General features: G+C 70.9%; 27 protein-coding genes and 1 pseudogene. 15 read left to right on the top strand and 13 right to left on the bottom strand.

The genetic code is table 11. The annotated features are described in order from the left end of the window. Window positions 1-27: 27 nt before the first annotated feature. Together ABD296_RS28295 and ABD296_RS28290 are read right to left on the bottom strand one after the other, a co-directional pair. Window positions 28-477 carry a DUF6234 family protein gene (locus tag ABD296_RS28295; protein ID WP_344273573.1) on the bottom strand — a complete coding sequence of 150 codons (450 nt, stop codon included), beginning with the start codon at window positions 475-477 and terminating at the stop codon, window positions 28-30. 91 nt (window positions 478-568) lie between these two features. Beyond that, window positions 569-964, bottom strand: a complete 396-nt coding sequence (locus ABD296_RS28290; protein WP_344273570.1) for a GNAT family N-acetyltransferase — start codon at window positions 962-964, stop codon at window positions 569-571. 150 nt (window positions 965-1,114) lie between these two features. Here ABD296_RS28290 and ABD296_RS28285 point away from each other — a divergent pair, with 150 nt between their 5' ends. Beyond that, window positions 1,115-1,852: a hypothetical protein gene (locus ABD296_RS28285; RefSeq protein ID WP_344273568.1), complete on the top strand. Its 738-nt coding sequence runs from the start codon at window positions 1,115-1,117 to the stop codon at window positions 1,850-1,852. A gap of 550 nt (window positions 1,853-2,402) precedes the next feature. Then, window positions 2,403-3,680, top strand: coding sequence for an HNH endonuclease signature motif containing protein (locus ABD296_RS28280; protein WP_344273566.1), 1,278 nt, complete (start codon window positions 2,403-2,405; stop codon window positions 3,678-3,680). On the opposite strand, the pseudogene ABD296_RS28275 reads toward ABD296_RS28280, so the two are convergent. From ABD296_RS28275 to ABD296_RS28265, 3 genes and pseudogenes are all read right to left on the bottom strand, one after another. After that, window positions 3,606-3,857: pseudogene (locus ABD296_RS28275) on the bottom strand (DUF397 domain-containing protein); the annotation flags it as partial. The gene ABD296_RS28280 and the pseudogene ABD296_RS28275 sit on opposite strands and share 75 nt — an antisense overlap. Window positions 3,858-3,884: 27 nt before the next feature. Continuing rightward, window positions 3,885-4,073: a DUF397 domain-containing protein gene (locus ABD296_RS28270; RefSeq protein ID WP_344273564.1), complete on the bottom strand. Its 189-nt coding sequence runs from the start codon at window positions 4,071-4,073 to the stop codon at window positions 3,885-3,887. Next, entirely contained in the window at window positions 4,070-4,885 is an 816-nt protein-coding gene (locus ABD296_RS28265; protein ID WP_344273561.1) for a helix-turn-helix domain-containing protein, read from the bottom strand. The genes ABD296_RS28270 and ABD296_RS28265 overlap by 4 nt, the downstream gene beginning before the upstream one ends. Before the next feature lie 101 nt (window positions 4,886-4,986). Here ABD296_RS28265 and ABD296_RS28260 point away from each other — a divergent pair, with 101 nt between their 5' ends. The 3 genes from ABD296_RS28260 (at window position 4,987) to ABD296_RS28250 (ending at window position 7,497) form a co-directional block, all read left to right on the top strand. After that, window positions 4,987-5,415: an ATP-binding protein gene (locus tag ABD296_RS28260; RefSeq protein WP_344273558.1), complete on the top strand. Its 429-nt coding sequence runs from the start codon at window positions 4,987-4,989 to the stop codon at window positions 5,413-5,415. 115 nt (window positions 5,416-5,530) lie between these two features. Next, a complete protein-coding gene (locus ABD296_RS28255; protein WP_344273555.1) occupies window positions 5,531-6,163 on the top strand; it encodes a TetR/AcrR family transcriptional regulator in 633 nt (210 codons plus the stop codon). Next, a complete protein-coding gene (locus ABD296_RS28250) occupies window positions 6,163-7,497 on the top strand; it encodes a carotenoid oxygenase family protein (RefSeq protein ID WP_344273552.1) in 1,335 nt (444 codons plus the stop codon). The genes ABD296_RS28255 and ABD296_RS28250 overlap by 1 nt, the downstream gene beginning before the upstream one ends. A 27-nt stretch (window positions 7,498-7,524) precedes the next feature. Here the strand turns inward: ABD296_RS28250 and ABD296_RS28245 are convergent, their stop codons facing one another. Genes ABD296_RS28245 through ABD296_RS28235 form a run of 3 tightly spaced genes read right to left on the bottom strand, consistent with a single transcriptional unit; the run spans window position 7,525 to window position 9,039 of the window. After that, complete coding sequence (locus ABD296_RS28245; RefSeq protein ID WP_407061519.1) at window positions 7,525-7,950, bottom strand: VOC family protein; 426 nt, start codon at window positions 7,948-7,950, stop codon at window positions 7,525-7,527. Window positions 7,951-7,973: 23 nt separating this feature from the next. Continuing rightward, window positions 7,974-8,483, bottom strand: coding sequence for a pyridoxamine 5'-phosphate oxidase family protein (locus ABD296_RS28240; protein ID WP_344273546.1), 510 nt, complete (start codon window positions 8,481-8,483; stop codon window positions 7,974-7,976). A 13-nt stretch (window positions 8,484-8,496) separates the two neighbouring features. Further along, window positions 8,497-9,039 (bottom strand): cysteine dioxygenase family protein, encoded by a 543-nt coding sequence (locus ABD296_RS28235; protein WP_344273543.1) that lies wholly within the window; start codon window positions 9,037-9,039, stop codon window positions 8,497-8,499. A gap of 106 nt (window positions 9,040-9,145) precedes the next feature. On the opposite strand from ABD296_RS28235, the gene ABD296_RS28230 reads away from it, so the two are divergent. Then, window positions 9,146-11,803: an ATP-binding protein gene (locus tag ABD296_RS28230; protein ID WP_344273540.1), complete on the top strand. Its 2,658-nt coding sequence runs from the start codon at window positions 9,146-9,148 to the stop codon at window positions 11,801-11,803. On the opposite strand, the gene ABD296_RS28225 is transcribed toward ABD296_RS28230, so the two are convergent. Beyond that, complete coding sequence (locus ABD296_RS28225) at window positions 11,800-12,381, bottom strand: TetR/AcrR family transcriptional regulator (protein WP_344273537.1); 582 nt, start codon at window positions 12,379-12,381, stop codon at window positions 11,800-11,802. The two genes, ABD296_RS28230 and ABD296_RS28225, sit on opposite strands and share 4 nt — an antisense overlap. Before the next feature lie 181 nt (window positions 12,382-12,562). Between ABD296_RS28225 and ABD296_RS28220 the strand changes: the two genes are divergently transcribed. The 4 genes from ABD296_RS28220 (at window position 12,563) to ABD296_RS28205 (ending at window position 14,968) form a co-directional block, all read left to right on the top strand. Next, on the top strand, window positions 12,563-13,303 hold the full coding sequence (locus tag ABD296_RS28220) for a hypothetical protein (protein ID WP_344273534.1): 741 nt from the start codon (window positions 12,563-12,565) through the stop codon (window positions 13,301-13,303). After that, window positions 13,300-14,079 (top strand): hypothetical protein, encoded by a 780-nt coding sequence (locus ABD296_RS28215; protein ID WP_344273532.1) that lies wholly within the window; start codon window positions 13,300-13,302, stop codon window positions 14,077-14,079. Before ABD296_RS28220 ends, ABD296_RS28215 begins: the two co-directional genes overlap by 4 nt. A 68-nt stretch (window positions 14,080-14,147) precedes the next feature. Beyond that, entirely contained in the window at window positions 14,148-14,666 is a 519-nt protein-coding gene (locus tag ABD296_RS28210) for a cytochrome c oxidase subunit 3 (RefSeq protein WP_344273530.1), read from the top strand. 5 nt (window positions 14,667-14,671) lie between these two features. Further along, window positions 14,672-14,968: a cytochrome C oxidase subunit IV family protein gene (locus ABD296_RS28205; protein WP_344273527.1), complete on the top strand. Its 297-nt coding sequence runs from the start codon at window positions 14,672-14,674 to the stop codon at window positions 14,966-14,968. A 33-nt stretch (window positions 14,969-15,001) separates the two neighbouring features. Here ABD296_RS28205 and ABD296_RS28200 read toward each other — a convergent pair whose 3' ends face one another. The 4 genes from ABD296_RS28200 to ABD296_RS28185 all read right to left on the bottom strand — a co-directional run bounded on the left by ABD296_RS28200 (window position 15,002) and on the right by ABD296_RS28185 (window position 18,538). Next, window positions 15,002-15,799, bottom strand: coding sequence for an ABC transporter ATP-binding protein (locus ABD296_RS28200; RefSeq protein ID WP_344273524.1), 798 nt, complete (start codon window positions 15,797-15,799; stop codon window positions 15,002-15,004). Between the two features lie 96 nt (window positions 15,800-15,895). After that, on the bottom strand, window positions 15,896-17,101 hold the full coding sequence (locus ABD296_RS28195; protein ID WP_344273521.1) for an MFS transporter: 1,206 nt from the start codon (window positions 17,099-17,101) through the stop codon (window positions 15,896-15,898). Window positions 17,102-17,177: 76 nt separating this feature from the next. Next, complete coding sequence (locus ABD296_RS28190) at window positions 17,178-17,744, bottom strand: carboxymuconolactone decarboxylase family protein (protein WP_344273518.1); 567 nt, start codon at window positions 17,742-17,744, stop codon at window positions 17,178-17,180. Further along, window positions 17,741-18,538 (bottom strand): IclR family transcriptional regulator, encoded by a 798-nt coding sequence (locus tag ABD296_RS28185; protein ID WP_344273515.1) that lies wholly within the window; start codon window positions 18,536-18,538, stop codon window positions 17,741-17,743. Before ABD296_RS28185 ends, ABD296_RS28190 begins: the two co-directional genes overlap by 4 nt. A 114-nt stretch (window positions 18,539-18,652) precedes the next feature. Here ABD296_RS28185 and ABD296_RS28180 point away from each other — a divergent pair, with 114 nt between their 5' ends. Genes ABD296_RS28180 through ABD296_RS28160 form a run of 5 tightly spaced genes read left to right on the top strand, consistent with a single transcriptional unit; the run spans window position 18,653 to window position 22,811 of the window. Next, window positions 18,653-19,441, top strand: coding sequence for an SDR family NAD(P)-dependent oxidoreductase (locus tag ABD296_RS28180; protein ID WP_344273512.1), 789 nt, complete (start codon window positions 18,653-18,655; stop codon window positions 19,439-19,441). A gap of 14 nt (window positions 19,442-19,455) precedes the next feature. Continuing rightward, window positions 19,456-20,238, top strand: coding sequence for an SDR family NAD(P)-dependent oxidoreductase (locus tag ABD296_RS28175; protein WP_344273509.1), 783 nt, complete (start codon window positions 19,456-19,458; stop codon window positions 20,236-20,238). Window positions 20,239-20,269: 31 nt separating this feature from the next. Continuing rightward, the gene (locus tag ABD296_RS28170; RefSeq protein ID WP_344273506.1) at window positions 20,270-21,079 is read left to right on the top strand and encodes an ABC transporter ATP-binding protein; all 810 of its coding nucleotides are present in this window, start codon (window positions 20,270-20,272) and stop codon (window positions 21,077-21,079) included. Continuing rightward, window positions 21,076-21,834, top strand: coding sequence for an ABC transporter permease (locus ABD296_RS28165; protein WP_344273503.1), 759 nt, complete (start codon window positions 21,076-21,078; stop codon window positions 21,832-21,834). The genes ABD296_RS28170 and ABD296_RS28165 overlap by 4 nt, the downstream gene beginning before the upstream one ends. Continuing rightward, a complete protein-coding gene (locus ABD296_RS28160; RefSeq protein ID WP_344273500.1) occupies window positions 21,831-22,811 on the top strand; it encodes an ABC transporter substrate-binding protein in 981 nt (326 codons plus the stop codon). Before ABD296_RS28165 ends, ABD296_RS28160 begins: the two co-directional genes overlap by 4 nt. The last annotated feature ends 1 nt before the right edge of the window (window position 22,812 follow it).

Here is a 22,812-nt window from a genome sequence, read left to right as displayed (position 1 = left end):
GCCATGCCCCCGTGCGCCTCGTCACCGTCACTTGCACCCGTCCTTGGCATGCGCCTGCGCGGTGCACGAGGTCGTCCCGTGGCCCCGGTACTCGTGCTGCACCGGCGCCACAGGCGGATGCGCCTCCCGGTGCGCCGCCCACGCACCCCCCAGAAGCACGACGCCCAGCAGACCCTGCGTCACGGCGCTCACCCACCCGCGCCGCCCCCTGCCGAACCCCAGAAGCACCACGGCGACCGCCACACCGACGCCCGCGCACACCAGCGTCACGACCACGGCCTGATCCCACGCCGCCCCGTACGGGCTCTCATCGTCGTAGCCGCGCGCCCAGCCGTCCATGCCCGCCGAGAGCCACGCCCATCCGATCACCGGCACTTGAAGGACGATCAGCGAGACCGACACCAGCACGTCCGTCCCCCAGCCCGGCCCGCGCCGGAGCACGCCGCCACCGGCCGGTGTTCCCTGCGAAGCAGCCATACCGCCCAGTCTCGGCCGCCCCGCCCCCGCCCCCGCCCCACATGAGTACGACTACTCATTCACCGAGCCGACCAGCGCAGCTGACGCCCGGTCAGAGCGCGATGAGGCCCGCCATTGTCGGCTCGAACCCGCAGGCGTCCACGTAGAACGCCCGCAGGTCGTCCTCGAAGTCGACGTGCAACCACTCGCACCGCGCCGCCCGGGCGCCCCGGACAGCCGCGGCGACCAATCCGGCGCCGATCCCGAAACGGCGCAGGTCTCCCCTGACCACGGTGTCCAGGACGAAGGCATGAACCCCGCCGTCCCACGCGATGCTGACGAAGCCGACGAGTTCGCCTTCGCGCCGGGCACAGACCCAGCCGAGGCTGTGCCGGTGGACCTGCGCCAGCCAGTCGATGTCCAGGCCCCGATGACCGAAGCCCTCCGCGTGCAGCGCGTTGACGGCTGCGTTCTCGATCTCGCCCCGCCATTCATATGTAATCGCCATGAGGCGAGCGTAGGAATCGCGCCACCGGCGGGCCGGCCGCCTTCGGCCTTTCTGCCGGTCGGCGGCCCAATTCGTCTGGCGCAAGACCCACTTCGCTGCTTGAGTAAGACCCCCCCCCGTCGGGACGTGACGATCTGAGGAGTTCAAGGCATGACGACAGATGCCCTCGCCGAACCGGTTCCGGAGCCAGTCGGACGCGGGCAGCGAGTCCTTGATCTCCTGGACAAGGCCATCGACATCCAGAGCCCGCTGGTGCGCAAGAACATCGCCCGGGCCCGCCAGCGGAACCCCGATGCGACACCGGCACAGGTGATCCGCAATCTGGAGCGGATGTACGTCAGCACCCTGACCGGGTCGGGCGCCGCAGTCGGAGGAACCGCCGCCGCACCCGGCGTCGGCACGGGAGTCGCACTGGCGCTGACGGCGGGCGAGACCTTCTCATCTCTCGAGCTGAGCGTCCTCTTCGCGCTCTCGATCGCCGAGGTCCACGGTGTCCCCATCGACGAGATCGAGCGCCGCCGGACGATCGTCATGGGGATCATGCTCGGCGGGTCCGGCTCCGCCACCATCTCCAAGATCGCCGAGCGCACGGGGCAGCACTGGGGGCGTCAGGTCGTCGCCAAGGTGCCCGCCGAGACGTTGCGCCAGATCAACAAGGTCTTGGGGAGGCACTTCATCACGAAGTACGGGACCAAGCAGGGGATCATCGTTCTCGGCCGAGTGGCACCGTTCGGTATCGGCGCTGTGATCGGTGGTGGCGCCAACGCCGCCATGGCCGCTCTGACCGTGAAGGCCAGTCGTCGCGCTTTCGGCCCACCCCCGGAGTCATGGCCAGCCCAGACGGACAACATTCCGGCGACATCCGAGGCAGTCGCCGAGGAGCGCTAGTGTCCTGAGCACAGAGCGGTCGTGCGTCGCCCTTATCCGGCCGATCTGTCTGATGCCGAGTGGGACCTGATCGCCGGGTTGGTCCCGGCGGCCAAGCCGAGTGGCCGACCACCGGCGCACTCGCAGTAATAGATCATCAACGCGCTGATGTATTGGCTGCGGACGGGTTGCGCTGGGCGGCGGATCGAGGGCCGTGGGGACGGGTACTGGCCCACCCACGCGAATGCGATCGCGGTCTGCTCGGCCTTTGGCGGGGCCGGGAAGGTACCCGGGGTTCAATCGGCATCTGCGGGCTGACCAGGGCTACCGCGGCCAGGACCTCCGCCGGGGTAGCCGACCTGAAGGCAGAGGCAGGCTCCCCCTGCCTCTCCCTGCCGCGCCAACCCACAACACATCCACGTCCGCGTACTTGACCAACAAGTGTCCACAAAACAATTAATAAACTCGACCGCGCCAACCCGAGGTGTACCTAGCTATACCTATCCCCAGAGCAACATAATACGACCCCTTCCAAGTCGCGATCGTCGGCTACGCAGGGTATGCTTTACCTATGCAATCAGTGACGGTCGACTTTGAGGCGGCGTCCACCGCGCAATTGGTGGACGCGGTGTCGGCGATCGCCGCTGAACTCGCCCGGCGTGAAGCTCCGGAATCGGCGGCCGCGTGCCTGGAACTCACCGAGGCTCTGGCGGTCGCCTGCGATATTCAGGAAAGTGCACTGGCCGGTTTCATCCGCCGGGTTGATGTGACCGGGGAGCAGAAGCGGTGGGGGTTTCCGTCGACGCGGGCGTGGCTGCGGTCGCGGTTGGGGATGCGGGAGAACCGCACCACCGAACGCCTCATCCTCGCCCGGCAGCGGGATCGCCTCCCGCAGGTCGTCGAACGCCTCGCCGCCGGGGAGCTGTCGTACGGGTACGCCGCCACGGTCGCGCAGAGCGTGGCGCGGCTGGAGGACACCGACTGCGCTCAAGCCGAGACGACCCTGTTGCGTTTGGTCGATCAAGGCTTCTCGGCGGCGAAGGTGGGGGTGTTCGGGCGCCGTATCTGCGATGTGATCGCCGAGCGGGACGGCACCGAGGCTGCTCCTGGTGAGGACGTCAAGCGCGGGTACGCCAAGTCGTGGATCACCAGCACCGGTTCGTTGGACGGCGGCCGCTACATCAAGGGATGGCTGAACCCCGAGGACGCCGCCATCTGGGACGGAACCCTCGCCCCGCTGGCCAAGCCGGCCGGACCTGATGACCACCGCGATGTGGGAGAGCGGACAGCGGCGGCACTGTCGAGTGTGCTGTCGGGTGGGCACAAGGCCACCAAGGTCACCGTCATCTGCGACCTGGAGACTCTCACCGGTGGCAATGCTCCGGCCCGCCTCACCGACGGCACCCCGATCCCGGCTCCGCAGGCTCGCCGCATCGCGCTATCGGCCGGAGTGTCACCCCTGATCCTCGGACGCGGACACACGCCCCTGTACCTCGGCTACCGGGAACGGTTCGCCAGCGCCGCCCAACGGCAGGTACTCGAGACGCTGTACCCCACCTGCGCGGTCCGAGAGTGCGAGATCCCGGGGACGCTGTGCGAAGTCGACCACGTCAACGGCTGGGCCCTCGGCAACAGCCCCACCGACATCGACCAACTCGCCCTCACCTGCGGATGGCACAACCGCTTCAAACACACCACCCCACACCAGATCGGGATCACCAAAGACCCCGACGGGCAGTACATCTACCGGCTACTGCCACCACCGGGCGTCCGATCAAGAACCCGGACGGGTAGCGGGCCACCGGGCACGATCGGTCCACCCGACGCGGCCGACAACCGGGCCGCATAACCGCACCCCTACAACGCCGCTGCATCCCTCGACCGGTTCGCCCGAACCCATCCCGGATCTCGAGCGCACCCGGTGACCGCCGTTCGGCTCCTTCGAGTCCCGAACCCCGATGCCGCTCTCAACCCCTGGCGCATGTCGTCCCAGCTCAACGCAGTGCTGGTCGTCCGCTCCGCCGCTGTGGGTGCTCTTTGCGCCACTGCACGCTCATGCCTCGTGCTTGATCCGAGCGACGAGGCGCGTGAACTGCACGGATGTGAGGGTGAGGTGGCCGCCGTCCGGGTCCTTCGAGTCCCGAACCCCAATGCCGCCCCCTGGCGCAAGTCGTCCCAGCTCAACGCACTGTTCGTCGTTCGCGCCGCCGCTGTAGGAACTCTTGCGCCACTGGACAGTCATGTGTACCTCTCCAAGTACTGCCTGATGATCTCGCGAGAGGCTTCCTCGGAGGCAGCCTTCACGCCGATACGGTCGAACGTAATCGAAAGCTCCCGAACCTCGCCAGGCGTTTCGATCAAGCGACCGCCGTTCATCGCACCCGAGTATCCGACGTCCCGGTCCTCAAGGCCGATGATCTGCATCGAACCATCAACGCCCATGTACTCGCCCGACGTGAAGGGGACGATGCGGATGCTCACGTGCGGGAGGTCGGACAGCGCGAGGAGGTGCTCCAGCTGCTTCCTCATGACCTCCTTCCCTCCTGCTGGGCGCATCAGGACGGCCTCGTCGAGCACCGTCCAGCTGAGCAGCGCATCCCCCTTCTTCCAATAGGCCTGCTTCTTCGCGGTGCGGCGAGCCATGCTGGCATCGAGGTCCTTGAATTTGCTCGCCCTGACATACGCCCAGGTGTAGTCGTCCGTCTGGAACGCGAGGGGGATGACCTGGCCGTGGTAGCTCTTGATCGAGACGGCTTCCTCCTCGTACCTCTCGATCTGCTTTCCCCAGTCGGGGTCGTGGGCCATTCGGGCGAACCAGAGCAGAACCTGGAATAGGACGCCCGTTCCGTACGCATTGTCCAGCTTGCGCATTTGGTCGTCCTGGGGCCGTCGCCTTCCCGCCTCCATGTTGGAAACAGACGACCGGGCGAGCCCCATGATCTCCCCACACTGGGTGAGCGACAGCCCTTCCCGCTCGCGGAAGAACCGCATGCAGAAGGCCAGGAAGAACCACATAGAGATCTTGGGGTTGAGAGGCTTGCGGACCTTCGGCATCGCTTCTCCCTGTTTTCACTATGGGTGACTACAGGCAAACCATAAGTCAAGGGAGTGACCCTTGCCACAGGAAATCGGAAACCAAGGCAAGGACGGGGACGATGGTGATGACGGAGACGGGGGATTTGATCATTCCCCTGCTGGGGGCGCCGGCCACGGTGGGGCTCGCGCGCACTCTGGCGGACGCCTGGATACGCAAATGGGACTATTTTCATATTCTCGACGATGCACTTCTCATCGTCTCCGAACTCATCACGAACGCCGTCCACGAGACGCCCGCCCAGGAGATCCGCTTTCAGCTCAGCCGGGACGGGCACGGGATCATCATCGCCGTCTGGGACTCCGGCATCGGCACTCCTCATGCCAAGCCGCTGCGGCGGCTCACGCTCGAAGACCTCGATCTGTCCGAGGAGGCGTTCGACGACAACGGAGGCTGGGGGCTGCACATCGTCCAGGCGCTTTCGGTGCGGTGCGGTGCCACGGGGGACCCGGGCGGGGGCAAGTGGATCTGGGCTCGGATGGTCCCCTGACTTCCCCGTAGAGCGGCGCCCGGACGGGCGCCGCTCCTTCGGTGGGGGGTTGACGTGCGTTCGAGGGCGTGGGATAACGCTGTTACTATGGAAAAACAGCGTTATTGAGGACGGTATGGCTTCGAGTCCGTACGAGTTGGCCCAGCGGCAGGGGGACGCGGCGATCCGCACGTCGTTGCTGGACGCCGCCAGCCGGTTGCTGGCGGCCGAGGGGCCGGGGGCGCTGGCGCTGCGGCGGATCGCGGCCGAGGTCGGCTGCTCCACGACCGTCCTGTACCGGATGTTCGAGGGCAAGGCCGGGCTGGTCGAGGCGCTGTACGTGGAGGCCTTCCAGCGCTTCCGGCGGCGGCTGGCCGCGGTGCCGGAGCGGTCCGATCCGCTGGAGCACCTCGTCGAACTGGGACGCGCCTACCGCGAATACGCCCTGGCCGAACGCAACTACTACCGGCTGATGTTCGGCGAGCCCGTCCCGGGGTTCCGGCCGAGCGACGAGGCCCTGGTGCAGGCGGCGGCGACCTTCACCATCCTCGAGGACGCCGTTGCCGCGTTGGACGCCGCCGGGCTGCTCGCCGGCGGCGAACCGCGCCATGTCGCCGCGTCGCTGTGGGCCGCCATCCACGGCGTGGTCAGCCTCGAAATGGCCGGCCATCTGCCCGCCGACGCGGACGAGGTCTTCGAGGCCACGCTCGCCGCCATGGGAACCGGCCTGTTCCGGACCCCCTCGACCCGAGAGAAACGAGGCTGCTGATGTCCAACACGTTCCTGGAAGGGGTCCACACCCCCGTCACCGAGGAGACCACCGCCCACGACGTGCCCGTCACCGGACGCGTCCCCGCCGAGCTCAACGGCCGCTACCTGCGGATCGGCCCCAACCCGCTCGGGCTGGAGGACCCGGAGTCCTACCACTGGTTCATGGGGGACGGCATGGTCCACGGGGTGCGGCTGCGCGACGGCCGTGCGGAGTGGTACCGCAACCGCTGGGTGCGGTCCCGGCGGGTGGCCACCGAACTCGGCGAACCGTGGCCGGACGGTCCGGCCCTCGACGGCTTCGACATGGCCCCGAACACCAACGTGATCGGCCACGCCGGCCGCACGTTCGCGCTGATCGAGGGCGGGTTCCGGCCGTACGAGCTGAGCCACGACCTCGGCACCGTCGGCCCCTGCGACTTCGGCGGCACCCTCAAGGGCGGCTACACCGCGCACACCAAGAAGGACCCGGCCACCGGCGAGCTGCACGCCATCGCCTACTACTTCGGCTGGGAGCACCTCCAGTACACGGTGCTGAGCGCCTCCGGGGTCGTCACCCGCTCGGTGGAGATCCCGGTCTCCGACAGCCCGATGGTGCACGACCTGGCCCTCACGGAGAAGTACGTCATCGTCTACGACCTGCCCGTCACCTTCTCCATGCAGCTGGCCGCGGACGGCGCCGGCCTGCCGTACGCGTGGAACGACGCGCACCCGGCGCGGATCGGGCTGCTGCCGCGCACCGGCGACGCGTCCGAGGTGCGGTGGATCGGCATCGAGCCCTGCTGGGTCTTCCACACCATGAACGCCTACGACGACGGCGACCGGATCGTGCTGGACCTGGCGAAGTTCCCCAGCTTCCTGCGGGACGGCCGCCTGGAGGGCAACCCGCCGCCCGTCCTGGACCGCTGGACCATCGACCCGGCCGCCGGGACGCTCGTGCAGCAGACCCTCGACGACCGCTCCCAGGAGTTCCCCCGCGTGGACGAGCGGCTGACGTCCCTGCCGCACCGCTACGGCTACACCGTCACCTCGGAGTCGTCCCCCGGCGATCTCGTCGGCGAGGGGCTCCTCAAGCGCGACTACCGGACGGGACGCACCGACACCCGGCTCTTCCCGGCGGGCTCGGCGGTCGGCGAGGCCGTCTTCGTCCCGTCCGCGCCCGACGCCGCCGAGGACGACGGCTACCTGATGGCGCTGGCCTACGACACCGAGCGCGCCGCCACCGACCTCGTCATCATCTCCGCGCAGGACTTCACCGGCGACCCGGTCGCCGTCGTCCACCTCCCCGTCCGCGTTCCGTCCGGCTTCCACGGCAACTGGCTCCCCGACAACTGACCCCCCGGTTCGGCGGCTTAGCGCAGGTCACCCGAGTTTCTCGGCCAGCGCGACGATGACGTCCTGGGGGCCGCGAACGTAGCAGAGCAGGTAGACGTCCTCGTACCGCACGATCTCGCCGACGAGTTCGGCGCCGTGGGGGCGGAGGCGGGCGACGGTGCCCTCGATGTCGTCGACCTCGAACATGATGCTGCGGATGCCGAGCGTGTTCGACGGTGCGGGGTCCGGTTCGGCGCTGATCGCCGCCGGCGAGTGGAACTTCGTCAGCTCGAGCCTGCCGTGGTCGTCCGGGGTCCGCATCATCGCGATCTCGGCGCGGAGGTCGTCGAACCCGTTGACCCGCTCCGCCGCGCGGCCCTCGATCGGGGCCCTGCCCTCCAGTTCCATGCCGAGTTCGGTGAAGAAGGCGACGGCGGCCTCGAGGTCGGCGACGACGATGCTGACATGGTCCATCTGAAGTGTCATGATCCCTGCCCTCAGGACTCGGACGCCTGGCGTGCGGCCTGCTGCTGGAACAGTTCCTCGACGGCGCTCGGGAGGGTCGTCTCGAAGTCGATCAGCTTCGCCCAGGTCGGGGTGACGACGATGCGGACCATGCCCTCGTGGTAGAGCGAACGCACCCCGGCCTCCCACTCGACCCGCTGCTCGGGCGTCATCTGGTAGGTGGTGTTCATTTCGAGGTACTCGTCCGGGATGCCGTCGGTGACGTCGAGCTCGGCGAGGCCGCGGATGAGCAGGATCTTGGGCGGGTGTACCTCGGTGTCGATCGTCAGGGCGACCGCCGGGTTCCGGGTGAGGTGGGCGAGCTTCGGGGCGTTCCTCGCGGTGCACATGACGATCTCGGTGCCGTTCCAGCTGAACCCGATGGGAACGTTGCGGGGCGTGCCGTCCTCGGCGACGTACGCCAGGCGGGCGATGTCGCGGGCCAGCATCTCCTGGCTCAGCGGACGGTTCAGGATCTCGGTGGTCTCGTTCGGCGTGGTCATGTCGTGTCTCCTGTCAGCTCTGGACCGGAAGGTCGTAGAAGCGGCGGGCACTGGAGCCGATGCGGCTCAGGTCGGTGCCGTAGATGTGCAGCGAGACGGCGATCTCGTCGCCGATGTTGCGGACGCGGTGGATGTCGCCGGGCGGGGCGAAGCCGCTGACCTCACCGGTCAGGTTCGGGTTGCTGCCGGCCTCGATCAGGGACGTGCCGTCGTCGGAGAGGGTATAGAGATCCTCGTACTCCACGCCGGTCAGGACGCCGAAGACGCACCAGGTCACGTGGTCGTGGATGCGGGTCAGCGCGCCGGGCTGCCAGGCGATCGCCACCATCGAGAACGAGCCGTCCGGCTCCACGTGCAGGCGGTGGCTGCGGTACGTGCCGCGCTCGCCGCCGAACAGGTCCGCGGGAAGCAGGCCGGGCGAAGGCATGTGCTCGCGGAGCGCGTCCCCCACGTACGAGGCGGTCTCGCGCCAGCCGGCGTTGCGGGCGACCGCGCCGCGTACGGCGGTGACGAGTTCGTCCAGATCTGCGGCTGGGCGCGCGGTTAGGGTGTTCATGGTGTCCTCCCCTGTCGGGTGCCTCCAGCGTCGTCCCGGCAGGCGGGTGCGGGCATCCGTGCTGACCGCAGAACACCACGGACGCTGCCACGGAAAGGGGCCCAGGGTGGCGGAGCGGATCTCCGGGCGGGAGGCCGAGGTGCTGGCCGCACTGGGTGCGCGGCTGTCCAACGCCCAGATCGCGAACCGGCTGCACATCTCCGTGCGCACGGTGGAGAGCCACGTGTCGTCGCTGCTGCGCAAGTACGGCATGGCCGACCGGTGGGCGCTGGCCGAGCTGGCCCGCGCCGGGGAGCGGGAGCCGGGCCGGGTGGCCGGACTGCCGGTGTCCGGGACGACGTTCGTGGGCCGTGCGGCCGAGCGCGCCGCCGTCCTGGCCGCGGTCGGGCAGGCCCGGCTGGTGACGCTGCTGGGGCCGGGCGGGGTGGGCAAGACCCGGCTGGCCGCGGTGGCGGCCGAGGAGGCCGTGGCGCTGTTCCCGTCCGGCGGGGCGTTCGTGGACCTGGTGCCGGTGCGCGACGGGTTCGTGGCCCGCGCGGTCGCGACCGCGCTCGGGGTGACCGAGGGCTCGCACCAGCCGCTGGAGGAGGCGGTCGCGGCACGGCTGGGCGCCGGGCGGTCGCTGCTCGTGCTGGACAACTGCGAGCACGTGATCGACGAGGCCGCCGAGTTCGCCGAGCAGATATTGGCCGCCTGCCCGGGCACCCGCGTGCTGGTGACCAGCCGGGAACGCCTCGGCGTACCGGGCGAGCGCAGCGTGCCGATCGCTCCGCTGCCGCTGGGCTCGGACGCCGAGCGGCTGTTCCACGACCGGGCGATGGCCGCCGACCCCCAGTTCGTGGCCGAGCCCGCGGTGGTCGCGGAACTGTGCGCGCGGCTGGACGGCATGCCGCTGGCGATCGAGCTGGCCGCGGCCCGGGGCACGTCGCTCGGCCCCACGGGACTGCTCACGGCGCTCGACGACGCGCTGCGGCTACTGTCCGGCGTGCGCGGCGGCGACGAGCGGCACCGATCGCTGCGCGCGGTCCTGTCGTGGAGCTACGACCTGCTCGACGACGAGGAACAGACGCTGTTCCGGCGGCTCGGGGTGTTCGTCGGGGCCTTCGACATGGACGGCGCGGCCGCCGTCGGCGGGGACCGCGCGGGTGTCGCGGACCTGCTCGGCCGGCTGGTCGACAAGAGCCTCGTGGTGCACGTGCGCGGGCGGGTCAGCCGCTGGCGCCTGCTGGAGACCGTACGCGCGTTCGCGCTGGCGCAGATGACGGCCGCGGGCGAGGAGGACAAGACCCGGGCGCACCACCTTCGCTGGGCCGCCGGCGCGGCGTCCGCCACGGAGGGCAGGATCGGCGATCCCACCTGGCGCGAGGACTTCGACGCCATGGCCGCGGACCTGCGCGTCGCGCTCGCCGCGGCCGGCGGCCCGGGCGAGGTGACGCACCGGCTGGCGAGCGCGCTGGCGCACCTGACCTACGCCCGCCGCCACCTGCTGGAGTCCTATGCCCACCACCGGACCGCCGCCGCGGTCGCGACGAGCGCCGCGGCGGCAGCGCGCGACCTGCGCGCGGGCGCCGGGTGCGCGCACGTCGGCACCACCTCCAACCAGCACGTGTACGACCTGCTCCTGGAGGCGGCCGAACAGGCGGCACGGGCCGGCGACGACCGCGGCCGGGCGATCGACCTGGCCCGCGCGGTCGAGACGGCCTGCCGGTACCCCGAGGCGTTCGAGACCCCCGTCCCGTACGAGCACCTGCGCGGCTTCCTCGCCGACGCGGTCGCCGCCGCACCCGCCGGCGACCCCGAGGTCACGGCGCACCTGGCGCTGGCCCGCGCGTGGCTGGCCGGCCCGGGCAAGGGCGCGCCGGACCCGGAGCTGGCATCGGCCGCCCTCGCCGCCACCGGGGCGACCGCGGACCCGGTCCTGGTCAGCTCCGGCCTGTGCGCGGCCGGGACCGCGGCCGTGCACGCCGGACGGCTGCGCGAGGCCGACCGCATCACCCGCGAACGCCTGGCGCTGCTGCCGTCCATGGACCGCGACGACCCGTACTGCGCACCGGAGATCTGCAACACCTACGGCCGCGCCTGCATCTACGCGATCATGACCGGCGACCTGCCCGGCGCGATGGCCGCCGCCCGCGCCGGCATCGGCGACGACCTGCTGCGCGACACCCACATCACGGCCAGCCGCCTCGTCCAGCCCCTCGTGCTGACCGGCCGCTTCCACGACGCGATCGAACACGCCGAACGGATGCTCGACCAGTGGGAACGCGCCGGACGTCCCGCCCCGCTCTGGATGCTGCCGGCCGTGAGCCTGACGATGCTGGCCTGCGCGATGCTCGATGAGCCGGGGCCGGTGGCGCTGTGGCGGGAGCGTGCCGCGGAAATGGCCGGCGGCACGCTCGGCACTGCACCGGTCGCGGCGTTCGTCGAGGCCCGCCTCGCCCTTCACGACGAGCGGTACGACACCGCCGAACTCCTCGTACGCACGGCCTTCACCGTCAAGGCGCCGCTGGACCCGTACATGGCGTACGCGCGGGCGGCGGGCGCGGAACTGGCCGCGGCGGCACGCCTGCCCGACGCGGCGGACCTGCTGGCGGCGGCCGCCCCGCTCGCCGAAGAGAACACCTGGGCCGCGGCCTGCCTCGCCCGCGCCCGCGGGCGCCTCCACGACGACCGCGCCGAACTCGCCCGCGCCCTCGCGGCGTTCGAGCGCCTGGACGCGCAGGCCGAACGCGACCACACCCGAGCCTTGCTGGCACAGCTCTAGCGGCCGTCGATCAGCGTGCTGATCTCCTGGGCGAGGGGCTCGGCCAGGGGGTGGGCGGTGTAGCCGGCGGCGGCCCAGTCCCTGATGCCGTCGGCGACGAGCATCTGGGCGACGCGCGCGGTCCGCGCGACGTCCGCCTCCGCCGGGAGCCTGCCGTCGCGGTGCGCCTGCTGGAAGGGGTCGAGGAAGAGGAAGGCGAGGTCGGCGTCGGTCGCACCCCCGGCGAGGGCGCGCCGTTCGGAGCGGTAGGTCTCGATGACGGCTTCGAAGACCAGCTCCGGCGGGTAGCGGCGCATGTTGCGCTCCAGGACCTCGATGACGGCCTTGATCATGTCGGCGAGCGCGTAGGGGCGGGACGCGACGGCCTGCGCTGCGAGGTGCGCGTCGCGCATGGTGAACACCTCCATCTCCATGAGCACGTCTTCCTTGCGCGCGAAGTACACGTAGAACAGCGCCTTGGAGACGCCGGCGGCCTTGCAGATGTCGGTGACGGTGGTCTCGGCGAAGCCCTTGGTACGCCACAGGGCAAGCGCGCCCTGGACGATCGCGTCCCGGCTGGCGTGGGAACGCGCGCGCACCGGGACGGCCCTTTCCTGACTGTGGTCATCTTTCGAGCCGTGGGAAACGGGCGTCATAGCAGGGATCTTAGCGCATCGAGATTATTGACTACCGTCAGGAAGCCGGGCATGCTCCAGCTACGGCAGGCCCGCCTCCCTCTAGAGGAGAACCTGCTTTCCGGCTGAAGAGGAGAGGAAGCCTATGCAGGTCCTCACCGCGAAAGAGGAGTCGTCCTTCTCGGCTCTGCGGGCCCAGCAGGTGATCCTGTGGTCCGCGCCCGTGCTCGCGCTCGTCCTGCTGGTGCTGTTCGCCGCGTTCCCCGGCTTCTTCCCGCCCATGTCGCCGGACATGAGCGCGGCCGAGGTCGGGGCGTTCTACCGGGACCACACCGCGCTGATCCAGTTCAGCATGGTCGGCTTCAACCTGTTCGGCATCCTGATCGTCCCGTTCTTCGTGCTGATCATGGTGCAGATGCAGCGGATGCGCAGCGAGAGCCACATCTACGCCTTCTCCTACCTCACCGCCGTCGTGGCCGGGGCGACCCTGTTCGCGCTGTCGGACGTCCTCTTCGCCGTGGCCGCCTTCCGGCCCGACCGGGGAGACGACCTGATCCAGGTGCTCAACGACCTGGCCTGGATCTTCTTCATCGCACCGATCGGCATGCTGGTCGCCCAGTTCGTACTGCTCGCCCTGGCCGTCTACGCCGACGACCGCGGGGCGCCCATCTTCCCGCGATGGGTGGGGCACTACGCGCTGCTGACCGCGCTGGCCATGGCGCCCTCGGCGGGTGCGGCGGTGTACCGCGAGGGTCCCCTGGCATGGGACGGCCTGGTGTCGTTCTGGCTGCGCAACGGCGCCTTCGCGCTCTTCGCCGTGGTGATGTTCTTCGTCCTGCGCGCCGCCCTGCGCCATCAGGCCGAGCAGGAGGGGGCGCCGTCGTGACGGACACAGACGCCGCTCCCACCGAAGAGGGGGCCGACGAGCCTGCGAAGCCGAAGCGCGCGGGCAAGCGGGAGGTCTGGCTGGTCTACTGGGCGTTCACCGTCTTCTACACGGCCCTGTCGGTCGGGATATGCCTGCTGGGGCGCGCCACACCACCGCCCCGCCCCGACGTCACCGGGCTGCAGGCCGCGGCCTGGTTCGACAAGCACCACCTGGGCATCCAGGTCGGCTTCGTGTTCCTGCTGGTGATCGCCGGAGGCGCCGCGATCTCCAACGGCATCATCGGCTACTTCATGAAGCGGATGTCATCCGGCAAGATGCTCGCCTACACCTACATCGCCACCATGGGCGTCGGCGCCGTCCCGGGATTCCAGGTGCTGCTGGTCTGCTGGCTCACCGCGACGTTCCGCCCCGACCGCTCTCCCGACATCCTGTATCTGCTCTACGACCTGGGCATGCTGTCGTACAACGGGTCTCTCGGCTGCTTCACGGCCGCTTACACCGTCCTGGCCATCGCCGTCTTCTACGACAAGAACCGCATCTTCCCGAAATGGTTCGCCTACGTCACCGTCTGGCAGATCGTCACCGAGATCCTGGCCAGCCAGATGTGGCTGCACCATTCCGGCGCCTTCGCCTGGAACGGCATGATCACCCTCTACATCGCCATCGTCATCTTCGGCCTGTGGATCGCCTGCCTGCTGGTCCTCCTGCGCAAGGCCGCCGGCCGCGAGACCGCGCACACCCCCGCCCTCTACGGGGCGGAGGGCACCCGATGACCGCTCCCGGCACGACGACGCGAACTCAACCGCCGGCCCGTGAACGACGCCTGCCCGGCGATGTCGACATGTGGGTAATGGTTCTGGGCGACCTGTTCTTCTTCGGCTGCTACTTCGTCACCTACATGGTCTTCCGCGCCATGTCGACCGACGAGTTCACCGCTTCCCAACGGCACCTGAACGTCGATATCGGCGTCATCAACACCGTCGTCCTGCTCACCAGTTCGCTGTTCGCCGCCCTCGCCGTGCTCGCCGTCCGGGAAGGGGCGTTGCGGCACGCCCAGCGGCTGCTTCTGGCCACCGGCGCGTGCGGTGTCCTCTTCACCCTGATCAAGGTCTACGAGTGGCAGGCCGAGATCAGCCGGGGCCACACGATCCATGACGAGTTCTTCAGCTTCTACTTCGTTCTCACCGGCGTCCACCTCGTCCACCTGGCCCTCGGCCTGCTCGTCCTAGGCGTCGCGGTCCGCGAGCTGCGCAACCCCCGCAGGCGACGGCCCACGATCGTCGAGCAGAGCGTCCTGTTCTGGCACATGGTCGACCTGCTGTGGGTCGTCATCTTCGCCCTCCTCTACCTGATGAGGTGACCCGCGTGAGCGCACCCGACGACCGGCTCCTGAGGAAGGACAAGCGGACCGTCTTCATCGCCTGGGCCGCCCTGACGGCCGCGACCGTCCTCGCCTGGCTCCTCACCCCCGGCGAATCCCAGACCGCGACGACGCTGGGCAACGAACTCGTCGCCGCCATCGTCGTGCTCGGCCTCGTCAAATGCCGCCTGATCATCCGCTGCTTCATGGAGGTCCGCCACGCTCCGCGCTGGCTCCGGGCCGCGACGGACGGGTGGCTCGCCGTCCTCTGGCTGACCCTGCTGGTCATCTACCTCGTCTGACCTGTCTCCGGCTTGCCGGGTCGCCGCCGCGGGTCAGTCGTGCTCGCCGCGGTAGGCGGCGATGACGTCCGCGGCGGGGCCGTCCATGCGGACGCGGCCGTGGTCGAGCCAGATCGCCCGGTCGCAGGTCTCCTCGACGGTGCCGAGGCTGTGGCTGACCAGGACGACCGTGGCGGCCTGGTCGCGCATCTCCTTCAGCCGGTCCTCGCTGCGCCGCCGGAACCGGGCGTCGCCGGTGGCGAGCGCCTCGTCGATCATCAGGATCTCGCTGGCCTGCGCGGTGGCGATGGCGAACCGGAGCCGCTGCGCCATGCCCGTCGAGTACGTCCTCATCGGCATGTCGATGAACTTGCCGAGCCCGGAGAACTCCACGACGTCGTCGTACTTCTCGCGCACCTCGCGCAGCGGCATGCCCATCGCCAGGCAGCCGAGGACGATGTTCCGCTCGCCGGTCAGGTCGTTCATCAGCGCCGCGTTCACGCCGAGCAGGACGGGCTGCCCGCAGGTGAACACCTGGCCCCGGTCGCTCGGCAGCAGCCCGGCGATGCTGCGCAGCAGGGTCGTCTTGCCGGAGCCGTTCGAGCCGACCACGCCGACCGACTCGCCGCGGCGCAGGACGAACGAAACGCCGCGCAGAGCGTGCACCTCGCGCGGCCGCGGCCGGCCGCGGCGCAGCAGCCGGCGGGCTCCCCGGGAGCCGGTCTCGGCACCGAGCACCCGGTAGCTGACGTGCAGCCGGTCGACGACGACCATGGGATCGGTGCCGGGCCGCGCCGCGCCCTCGCCCGTCCCGGGGCCGTCCCGGGGCGGCGGGTCGGGATCTGACGGCATGGCGGGTCCTTTCCGCTCGCTCGGCACGGAACCGTCAGCGGCGAACCTCGGCCGGGGCTCGCCCGCGCAGGTCCTTCCCGCAGGCCGCACGGGTACTCATCGTGCGGCGGCGCGACCGCGCAATACGGCGAGCAGGACGAGCGCGGCGGCCTGGATCGCGGCGACCACGGCGACCAGCAAGGTGACCGACTGGTCATAGAGGGCGCCGGTGAGCGCTCCGCCCGCCAGCGCCGCGACGCCGAGCACACCGGCGAAGATCCCGTAGGCGGTGGCCCTGCGCCGGGACGGGACGAGGTCCGCGACGACCGCGCGCAGCGTGGACTCCTGGATCCCGACGGCCATGCCCCAGACCAGGGCGCCCGCGACCGCCAGTGCCACCGAGTTCGTGAACGCCAGAGCGGGGACGGCCGCCGAAAGCACGGGCAGGACGACGAGCGCGCGCGGGCCGACGCGGTCGTAGAGCCAGCCGGTGGCGAGCGCGGAGACGGCATCGGCGGCCATCGCCCCGGCGTACAGGACCGGCACGAGGTCGGCGGCCAGCAGATGACGGCGGACGAGGTGGAACGACAGGACCCCGAACGTCGCGAACCCCGTCATGGTGACGGCGGTGAAAGCCGCGTACACGAAGTAGGAGCGCGGCAGCGGCGGCGCGGCGTCCTGACCTCGCGGCCCGGCGTCCACGGCCGGTGGCGTGGGCTCGTACTCCGCCGGATTCGGCACGCGCGCGCGGAGCCAGAACAGCAGGGCCAGGGCGGCGACACCGGGGACGGCCAGCACGCCGAGCGCGGGCCCGTAGCCGCCAGCGGTGACCGCGAGGACGCCCGCCACCGTCAGCGGGCCGATCAGGGCGCCGATCTGGTCCATCGCCTCGTGGACGGCGAACCCGCGGCCCCGGCCGGTGGTGGCGGTGGCGTGGGAGAGCAGGGTGTCCTTGGCCGGGGACCGGACGGCCTTGCCGACCCGTTCGGCGACCACCAGCGCGCACGCGACCCACAGCACGCCGGTCAGCCCGAGCACGGGCACGGACACGGCGGTCAGGGCGTAGCCGGCGATGGTCAGCGCCCAGAACCGGCGGGTGCGGTCGGCGAGCGGGCCGGACACCAGCCGCAGGCCGAGCGCGGCGGCCTCGCCCGCCCCGGTGACGAGGCCCACCACCGTCGCCGACGCGCCGAGCGAGGCCAGCAGCGGCCCGGTGATCGACCGCGCCCCCTCGTAGACGAAGTCCATGAGCAGGGACACCACGCCGAACACGACGATGAAGCGCCACGGCGATAGCGCAGCGCCGCGGTCCCGGGTGGTCATCGGCGCCCGCCGGCTGCTCGCATAGGGGTCCTTCCGTCGCGCCGTGTGGACGTCCAGTGTGCGCGACGGCCCCGTCTCAGACGCGGAAGGCGCGCATCTGGAGGGCGAGGGTGGCGTAGTAGCCGACGAGGGTGGTGACCTCGAAGACGGTCTCGCGGTCGAGCGGCGGGACGCAGGCGGCCCACGTCGCGTCGTCCACGTCGCCCGCGGCGAGGGCCCGGGCAAGGCGCAGGACGGCCGCCTCGACGGGGTCGTCGAGGTCCAGCGGGGCGCCGGCGGCGATCGCGGCCAGCTCCGCCTCGGTGAGCCCGGCGGCCCGTCCGACGGCCTCGTGGGCGGTGCGTTCGAAAGCGCTGTCCCAGTGGGCGGCGACCACGAGGATCGCCATCTCGCGGGACCGTCCGCTGAGAGCGCCTTCGTAGCGGACGGCCGCGCCGAGCCGCTGCAGGGCGTCGCCGAGGGCGGGACGCAGCAGGAACTCGTTGAACGGCCCCTGCAAGACGCCGTCGTCCGAGACCAGGGCGAACAGGCGCGGACCCTTGGCGCGCGGCCCCTCGGTGATGGAGCGGTACAGCGCGAGGCGGTCGCCGTCGAGTTCGCCGGGCGTGAAAGCGTGCTGACGGGTCGTCGGGTCGGTCGTCATTGCGTCCTCAATCTGGTGGTGATGTCGGCGGCCGTGGCGCGGAGACGGTCGAGGATGTCCCGGCGCAGGTCGTCCAGGGGACGGCGCAGCGCGGACACGGCGACGTTCACCGCGGCCACCGGCGTGTCGCCGGAGCCGAACACGGGGGCCGACACCGACCGCAGTCCCTGCGCGAGCTCCTGGTCCTGGACGGCGTACCCGTCGCGGCGGATCTCCTCCAGCTGAGCGCGGAGTTCCGCCATGCCGGTGACGGCGTTGGGGCCGGCGCCGGGCGCGAAGGAGGGGGCGGTGATGCGGCGGTCCAGCTCGTCCGGCGGCAGGTGGGCGAGCAGGAGCTTGCCCATGGACGTGTAGGTGGCGGGCAGCGTCGAGCCGACGTGCACGTTGGCGGTGACGAGGTCGGCGTTGCGGAGCCGCGCGAGGTACAGGACGCGGTCCTCGACCAGGACGCCGAGGTTGACGGTCTCGCCGGTGGCGTCGGCGAGCAGCCGCAGCGGCCGGTCGCTGAGCTGCACCAAGCCGGAGCCGCGCATCGCCGCCGAGCCGAGGGTGAGCACCTTGACGCCGGGCTGCACGGTCCCGTCGTGCCGCCGCTCCAGGTAGCCGAGGTCTTCGAGGGTGCAGACGATCCGGAACGCGGTCGGCATCGGGATGCCGGTCAGCGCGCAGATGTCGCTGGTGCGCAGGGACAGCGTCGCGCCGTCGAACAGGCTCAGCACCTGCAGGCCCTTGGCCAGCGCGGCGATGTGGTACCGCGACCGGTCCGGCCCGGCGCCCGCGCCCTCGGGGCTCACGGCCCGCCGCCGGGGGCCCGCCTTGACGCCATGACCGGCGTCACACCATACTCGTGCTTAGTGAAAGTAGCTTTCATACAGTGAAAGCTAGCTCGGGAAGGCGAGGAACCGCAAGTGGCAGACGGGACGATTCGACCGGCGCCGGACACCGGCACCGCGTGGCTGGGCCTGCAGGGCGCCCGGGTGCTGGTGCTCGGCGTGGGCGGGATCGGCGCCGAGTGCGCCCGCGGCTACCTCGGCGCCGGCGCGGTCGTCACGGTGGTCGACCGGGACGAGGACCGGCTGGACGCGCTGGAGCCCGGCCCGGACGGGACCAAGGCGCACACCCTCGCCGCCGACCTCACCGAGAAGGGCGCGGGCCGGGCGGTCGTCGAGCAGGCCGTCGAGACGATGGGCGGCCTCGACGTCCTGCTGCACTGCGTCGGGATCAACGACCGGCGCCCGGTGCTGGAGTTCACCGAGGACGACTGGGACCGGATCCTGCGCACGAACCTGTCCACCGCGTTCGGCGCCGCGCAGGCCGCCGGGCGGCACATGGTGGAGGCGGGCGGCGGCCGCATCGTCCTCCTGTCGTCGGTGTCGGGGCTCCTGGCGCACCAGAAGCACGGGCCGTACGCGGCGTCCAAGGGCGGCATGAACCAGATGATGCGGGTCATGGCCGCCGAATGGGCCCGGCACGGCGTCACCGTGAACGCGATCGCGCCCGGCTACGTCGAGACGCCGCTGACCGCCGCGTACCTGGAGCAGCCGGGCGTCCGAGAGGATCTCGTACGGCTCGTGCCGGCGGGCCGCCTCGGCACCCCCGCCGAGGTCGTCGGCCCGATCCTGTTCCTGTCCTCACCGCACGCGGCGTTCATGACCGGACACGTCATGTACGTCGACGGCGGACGCACGCTCGTCTGACAAGGGAGAACCAGATGGCTCAGAAGATCTTCCCGCGGTTCGAGGGGAAGACGGTGCTGGTCACGGGGGCCGGCACCGGCTTCGGCGCCGAGATCGCCGTGCGCGCCGCGCAGGAGGGCGCCCGCGTCGGGGTGCACTACAACTCCTCCAAGCAGGGCGCCGAGCGCACCGCGGAGCGGGTCCGCGAGGCGGGCGCCGAGGCGTTCGTCGTGCAGGCCGACATCGGCTCGTGGGACGCGATCCGCGCCCTGGCCGACGAGGTGTTCCAGATCGCCGGCGAGCTGGACGTGCTGGTGAACAACGTCGGCGACGTCGCGACCGAGCAGATGTCGTGGAAGGAGCTGACGCAGGAGTCCCTCGACCGCGTCATCGACGTCGACGTCAAGGGCACGCTGCTGATGACCCACGAGTTCGGCGCGCGGATGCTGGAGCAGGGCCACGGCTCGATCGTGAACATCGGCTCGACCGTGGTGGTGCGCGGCAGCGCCCGCGCCCCGCAGTACGCCGCCGCCAAGTACGGGCTGCTCGGCATCACCAAGTCGTACGCGGCGGCGTTCGCGCCGGCCGTCCGCGTCAACACGTTCGCGCCCGGGTTCATGGAGACCGGCGCGACGCTGGAGCGCGAGGACTGGAAGTCGGGCCGCCGCGAGAAGCTGATCTCGCAGACCCCGATGGGCCAGATCCCGCCGCCCGAGGTCGTCGCGGGCACCGCGCTGTTCCTGGCGACCGAGGACGCCTCGCACATCACCGGCGCCTACATGCTCGCCGACGGCGGGTTCAACATGGTCGGGGCCTAAGGCCATGGCGGGGCAGCGCGAGGAGAACGCCGTGGCCGGGAGCGTCCGGGAGGCCTCGGGGGTTCAGGAGGCTCAGCGGCCGAGGGTGGCCGCCCGCGACCTCACCCTCGCCTACGGCGACACGACGGCGGCGACGGACCTGACGTTCGACGTGCGGCCGGGCGAGTTCGTCAGCCTGATCGGGCCGTCCGGGTGCGGGAAGAGCTCGGCCCTGCGCGCGGTGGGCGGCCTGCTCGCCCCGGTGTCCGGGGAACTGCTGGTGGACGGCACGCCGGTCGACGGCCCGCGTCCCCGGGACGTGGCGTTCGTCTTCCAGGACCTCGCGCTGTACCCGTGGCGCAGCGCCGTGCGCAACGTGGAGATCGCGCTCCAGTTCGCCGGGGTCGGCCGCGCGGAGCGGCGGGCGCGGGCGATGGACGCGCTGCGCGCGGTCGGGCTCGGCGACGTCCCGCACCGGTTCCCGCACCAGCTGTCGGGCGGGATGCGCCAGCGAGTCGCGATCGCGCGGGCGCTGGTGTCGGACGCGTCGATCCTGCTGCTGGACGAGCCGTTCGCGGCGCTGGACGAGCTGTCCCGACTCAAGATCGGCGAGCAGCTCGTCACGCTCCTGGAGGAGCACGGCAAGACGGTGCTGTTCGTGACGCACAGCCTCTCGGAGGCGGCGTACCTGTCGGACCGGATCATCGTGATGACGCCGCGCCCGGCGACCATCAAGGAGGTCATCGAGGTCCCGCTGCCGCGTCCGCGCGAGCCGCAGGTGCTGCGCACGCCGGAGTTCCACGCGCTCACCGACCGGCTGTCGGCGCTGCTGCTGGAGGACGACGCCGGGGACGTCCGGTGATCGCCCCGCGCCGCCTGCTCGTCTACGCGGGGACGGTCGCCGCCGTCCTCGCGGTGTGGGCGCTGCTCGCCGGGACGGGAGCGGTCGCGCCGCTGCTGCTGCCGCCGATCGGCGACGTGTGGCAGGCGCTCTCCGACCTGGCCTCCGAGCCGTCCAAGCTGCTGGAGCCGGTCGGCACCACGCTGGAGGAGACGGCGATCGCGTTCGGGATCGCGGCCGTGATCGCGCTGCCGATCGGCGTGCTCGTCGGCTCGTCGCCGCTGCTGCGCCGCGCCTACGAACCCGTCCTGACCGGCCTGAACGCGCTGCCGCTGGTGATCCTCTACCCGGTGCTGGCGGCGACGCTCGGGGTCGGCTCGCACTCCAAGATCGCCCTCGGCACGCTGTACGCGTTCTTCCCCATCGCGATCGCGGCGGCCCGCGCGACCGCGACCGTCGACGGCCGGCTCATCACCGCCGCGCAGACCATGGGCGCGTCCCGCGCGCAGTGGCTGACCGGCGTCGTCCTGCCGGCGGTGCTCGGCCCGGTGCTCGCCGCGATGCGGGTGTCGCTGGGCCTCGCGCTCGTCACCGTCATCGCGTCGGAGTTCATCGCCGGCGCCGCCGGCATCGGCTACCAGCTCGGCACCGCCAGCCAGAGCCTCGACAGTCCCGGCCTGTTCGCCTGGATCGTCGTCGCCTGCCTGGTCACGGTCGCCGTCAACCTCCTGTTCTCGCTCACCACCCACGTGCTGCAGAAAGGCGTCACCCGATGAAGGTCACCGCAAGGATCGCCGCGGTCGCGGCGCTGTGCGCCGCCGCGCTCACCGCGTGCGGTGGCGGCGGCTCGTCCGGTCCGTCCACCTCGATCAAGCTGGGGCTCGTCCAGGCGCAGGACTTCGTGCACGCGATGCCCGCGCGGGTCGCCGTCCAGCAGGGCTTCTTCAAGGACGCCGGGCTGGACGTCAAGGTCATCGACTTCAGCGCCGGGTCCGACCTCACCAAGGCGATGACCGGCGGGTCCGTCGACGTCGGCGCCGCGACCGGGCTGGACGCGGTGTCGGGCGCCGCGAAGAAGCTCGACACCCAGGCGTTCTACGGGGTCATGGGGCAGAGCCCGATGGCGCTGATCGTCCCGGAGAAGTCCAGCATCACCGGCTTCTCGGGCATCGCGGGCAAGAAGCTCGGCATCTCCAAGGCCGGCTCGCTCACCGACTACATCACCCGCGCGACCGCCGAAGCCTCCAGCGTGGACTTCGAGAAGGTCAAGGAGGTCCCGCTCGGCGACCCCGCCGCGACGATGTCGGCGATGAAGCGCGGCGACGTCGACGGCTTCGTCCTGCCGGTCAACTTCGGGTTCCTGCTCCAGGCCAAGCACGAGGGCAAGATCGCACAGAAGGCGTCGGACGTCCTCGGCCCGAACTCGCAGTTCGCGGTGCTGATGGCGAAGAAGTCCACCATCTCGGGCAACAAGGCGAACCTGAAGAAGCTCGCCGGCGCCTACACCAAGGCGCTGACCTGGATGAAGGCCAACAAGCAGCCCACCGTGGACCTCGCGGTGTCCAAGCTCGGCATGCCGAAGCCGATCGCCGAGCAGACCTACGACGCGCTGGTCGGCGGCTTCACCCCGGACGGCGCCATCAGCGCCGCGGGCATGGCCGGCTACGCCAAGGCGCTGCCGAAGCTCGGCATCGCGACGTCGTCGCCGGCGCAGGACGCCTACCTCAGCACCGAGATCGTCCCGGCGAAGTGAC

It is taken from the genome of Actinomadura napierensis (genome assembly GCF_039529375.1).
GTDB lineage: Bacteria > Actinomycetota > Actinomycetes > Streptosporangiales > Streptosporangiaceae > Spirillospora > Spirillospora napierensis.
This window is presented reverse-complemented; position numbering and strand designations above follow the sequence as displayed.

What these genes read in the sequence shown, in the direction of transcription:
- ABD296_RS28295 (WP_344273573.1), bottom strand. Translation starts at nt 477, where the DNA reads ATGGCTGCTTCGCAGGGAACACCGGCCGGTGGCGGCGTGCTCCGGCGC.
- ABD296_RS28290 (WP_344273570.1), bottom strand. Translation starts at nt 964, where the DNA reads ATGGCGATTACATATGAATGGCGGGGCGAGATCGAGAACGCAGCCGTC.
- ABD296_RS28285 (WP_344273568.1), top strand. Translation starts at nt 1,115, where the DNA reads ATGACGACAGATGCCCTCGCCGAACCGGTTCCGGAGCCAGTCGGACGC.
- ABD296_RS28280 (WP_344273566.1), top strand. Translation starts at nt 2,403, where the DNA reads ATGCAATCAGTGACGGTCGACTTTGAGGCGGCGTCCACCGCGCAATTG.
- ABD296_RS28270 (WP_344273564.1), bottom strand. Translation starts at nt 4,073, where the DNA reads ATGACTGTCCAGTGGCGCAAGAGTTCCTACAGCGGCGGCGCGAACGAC.
- ABD296_RS28265 (WP_344273561.1), bottom strand. Translation starts at nt 4,885, where the DNA reads ATGCCGAAGGTCCGCAAGCCTCTCAACCCCAAGATCTCTATGTGGTTC.
- ABD296_RS28260 (WP_344273558.1), top strand. Translation starts at nt 4,987, where the DNA reads ATGGTGATGACGGAGACGGGGGATTTGATCATTCCCCTGCTGGGGGCG.
- ABD296_RS28255 (WP_344273555.1), top strand. Translation starts at nt 5,531, where the DNA reads ATGGCTTCGAGTCCGTACGAGTTGGCCCAGCGGCAGGGGGACGCGGCG.
- ABD296_RS28250 (WP_344273552.1), top strand. Translation starts at nt 6,163, where the DNA reads ATGTCCAACACGTTCCTGGAAGGGGTCCACACCCCCGTCACCGAGGAG.
- ABD296_RS28245 (WP_407061519.1), bottom strand. Translation starts at nt 7,950, where the DNA reads ATGGACCATGTCAGCATCGTCGTCGCCGACCTCGAGGCCGCCGTCGCC.
- ABD296_RS28240 (WP_344273546.1), bottom strand. Translation starts at nt 8,483, where the DNA reads ATGACCACGCCGAACGAGACCACCGAGATCCTGAACCGTCCGCTGAGC.
- ABD296_RS28235 (WP_344273543.1), bottom strand. Translation starts at nt 9,039, where the DNA reads ATGAACACCCTAACCGCGCGCCCAGCCGCAGATCTGGACGAACTCGTC.
- ABD296_RS28220 (WP_344273534.1), top strand. Translation starts at nt 12,563, where the DNA reads ATGCAGGTCCTCACCGCGAAAGAGGAGTCGTCCTTCTCGGCTCTGCGG.
- ABD296_RS28210 (WP_344273530.1), top strand. Translation starts at nt 14,148, where the DNA reads ATGTGGGTAATGGTTCTGGGCGACCTGTTCTTCTTCGGCTGCTACTTC.
- ABD296_RS28200 (WP_344273524.1), bottom strand. Translation starts at nt 15,799, where the DNA reads ATGCCGTCAGATCCCGACCCGCCGCCCCGGGACGGCCCCGGGACGGGC.
- ABD296_RS28195 (WP_344273521.1), bottom strand. Translation starts at nt 17,101, where the DNA reads ATGACCACCCGGGACCGCGGCGCTGCGCTATCGCCGTGGCGCTTCATC.
- ABD296_RS28190 (WP_344273518.1), bottom strand. Translation starts at nt 17,744, where the DNA reads ATGACGACCGACCCGACGACCCGTCAGCACGCTTTCACGCCCGGCGAA.
- ABD296_RS28175 (WP_344273509.1), top strand. Translation starts at nt 19,456, where the DNA reads ATGGCTCAGAAGATCTTCCCGCGGTTCGAGGGGAAGACGGTGCTGGTC.
- ABD296_RS28160 (WP_344273500.1), top strand. Translation starts at nt 21,831, where the DNA reads ATGAAGGTCACCGCAAGGATCGCCGCGGTCGCGGCGCTGTGCGCCGCC.